General features: G+C 72.0%; 1 protein-coding gene. It reads left to right on the forward strand.

Annotated elements, in window-relative coordinates; genetic code table 11:
- Positions 1–161 precede the first annotated feature (161 nt).
- Positions 162–1,581, forward strand: a 1,420-nt coding sequence (locus ACLBXO_RS31480) for an MCP four helix bundle domain-containing protein (protein ID WP_447687880.1), incomplete at its 3' end; no start/stop codon positions are given.

Genomic DNA, 1,581 nt, shown 5'->3' on the forward strand with positions numbered 1-1,581 from the left:
CGAGGCGGTGCCGCCGGTCGGGACGACGTGGCGGCCCGAGTACATCCGCGCCATCGTCAAGGCCGGCGACGACTTCATCATCGTCCCAGAACTCGAGCAGATCCTCAACTGAAGTCCCGTCGCGGTCTTCTCCAAGTGTTGTGTGCGTAGGGGTCAGTACGATGCGTTTCTCGATCAAGGCCAAGCTCGGGGTCGGCTTCGGCGCGATCCTCGTCCTCCTCGGAGCCGCCAGCGGCGTCGGCTACCAGCGGCTCACCGCGGCCGACACCACGATGAAGTACGTCCTCAGCCGCGCCGAGGTGCAGAAGCTGGTCCTCGAGGGCAAGGCGAACGCCATCCGCGCGGGGTTCAACGTCCGCGGCGCCCTGCTCAGCCCGGACGACGCCCAGATGGCGGAATTCGCCAAGCGCGTGACGAACAACCGGGCCGAGGCCAGCGCGGCCCTGGCCAAGGTCAAGCCGCTCCTCATGTCCGACGAGGGCCGGCGCCTGTTCGAGGACCTGACGGGCAAGTTCGAGAAGCAGAACGAGCTGGGGACCCGCGCCCTGGACCTGACCCGCGACAACTCGAACGGGAAGACCTGGGCCGAGATCAACGCCGCGGGCCGTCCGGCGCTGGCCGCGCTGCGCACGGACCTCGACGCGCTGATCGGCACGCCGGCGGAGGCCCAGGGCCCGGCCGCGGACCGGCTCGCGCGGGTCGCCGCGGTGTTCAAGAGCCGGGTCGAGCGGGCCTGGGGCCAGCTCACCTCCGCGACCGGGACGACGAGCGTCGAGGCGCTGCAGCAGCGTGTCGCCCTCGCCAAGCAGTCGCGCGAGGAGATCAACCGGTCCCTGGAGGAGCTCGCCCCGGCGGCCCAGGCGGCGGGCATCGCCGTCACGGGGGTCCGCGAGCGGTTCGCGACCTGGGCGGCCTCGTTCCAGCGCGCGCTCGCCCTCGTGGAGTCCGGGACCTCGGTGAAGGCGGCCGAGCTGGCCTCGGGTGAGTACGCGAAGGTGAGCACGACCGCGATCGACGCGTTCGAGACCCTGGCCGAGCGGCAGAAGCGCTTCATGGACGAGGCCGCGGTCCAGGCCACCGCCGAATCGGCCCAGGGCCAGACCATCCTGCTGAGCGTGGCGGCGGCGGCGCTCCTCCTCGGCCTCGGCATCGCCACCTGGCTCGCCCTCTCGATCTCCCGCGGGCTCGGCCGCGCCGTGACCCTCGCCGACGCGGTGGCCCTGGGTGACCTGAGCCAGACCGCGAAGGTCACGTCGAACGACGAGCTCGGCGACCTCGTCGGCGCCATGGGCCGCATGACCGAGAATCTGAACGCGACGGCCGCGCTCGCCAACGCCATCGCGCGGGGCGACCTCACGGTCGAGGCCAGGCCGCTCTCCGACAGGGACACGATGGGGCTCGCCCTGCAGACCATGCTGACGAAGCTGCGCGCCGTCGTGGCCGAGGCGAGCGCGGCCGCGAGCAACGTGTCTGCGGGGTCACAGGAGCTGTCGGCGTCGGCGGAGCAGCTGTCGCAGGGCTCGACCGAGCAGGCGGCCTCGACCGAGGAGGCGTCGGCGTCGATGGAGGAGATGGCGGCCA

The organism is Methylobacterium sp. C33D, assembly GCF_053345825.1.